The organism is Acinetobacter sp. CY73 (genome assembly GCF_059515865.1).
This window is the reverse complement of the sequence record NZ_JCAKMZ010000067.1, coordinates 1-928: the sequence shown is the minus strand read 5'-3', so window position 1 is coordinate 928 and position 928 is coordinate 1. Positions and strand designations below refer to the sequence as shown.

The 928-nt window shown below is 35.1% G+C and carries 2 protein-coding genes; both read left to right on the top strand.

All coding sequences use genetic code 11. From position 1 onward, the window contains the following. Positions 1-330, top strand: a 330-nt coding sequence (locus tag AC5YD2_RS16135; protein ID WP_496125492.1) for a transposase family protein, incomplete at its 5' end; no start/stop codon positions are given. A 384-nt stretch (positions 331-714) separates the two neighbouring features. Then, positions 715-928: helix-turn-helix domain-containing protein (locus AC5YD2_RS16130; RefSeq protein ID WP_496127261.1), on the top strand; the 214-nt coding region annotated here is incomplete at its 3' end.

The window sequence follows — 928 nt, the reverse complement described above, 5'->3', positions numbered from 1 at the left end:
GGTAGTCAACATGACATTAAATTGGCAAGAAAAACGATTGCAAAATTCAAGCATTGTGAATATGTGGTTACTGATTTAGGGTATCATGGACTAGAGGAGCGTGGATTTAAGCTATTGACTCCTATTAAGAAAAAGAAGAATTCTGCCTTATCTGATATTGAGAAAAAGTACAATAAAATCATTGGAGAAATACGAATTGTGATTGAACACATCAATCGTCAATTAAAAACATTTAGAATATTGAGTGAACGCTACCGAAATAGACGCAAGCGATTCGGTTTACGCATTAGCTTAATCGCTGCACTGGTAAACCGGATAAACTTGCAATAACGACTTTCGCAAGAGGTCTAATGAAGATCCCTTTAATCTAAAACAAGGAGTATCTAAACCATATCTTTTACATTTTGCAGGTGAAGAAGCAATTATCGAAATAGGAGGTAATACTTTTAGTTGTAAAGATCAAGGTTATGCTACATCAATGATACCTATTAGCGTTGATGGAACACCTTTAATTGGTCTGATATTGGCTGATGGGCATTTTTTATTAAATTTAGTAATTTTTAATGAGTACAATTCACCAGTTCTGCATATTAAAAACAATCAATTAATTTTTAAACCAGTTGCTTGGGATATTCAATTAGTAGGCACTGTCCTTACCGTATAGCTAAGAATCCAATATGAGCTACAATAGAAAAAACACTAAGATTTAGGATCATGCCAAAAACATATTCTGTCGATCTACGCGAAAAAGTCATGCAGTTTTATAAAGAATCACAGCATAAATCCAAAACGTGTGAACTTTTTAATATTGCAAGAACCACCCTAGATGATTGGATTCTACTCGAACAGCAGACTGGTCAGCTCAAACAGCCTAAACCTCAAAATGCAGGACGCCCTTCGAGGATTCGAGATCTTCAAGCCTTTGAGC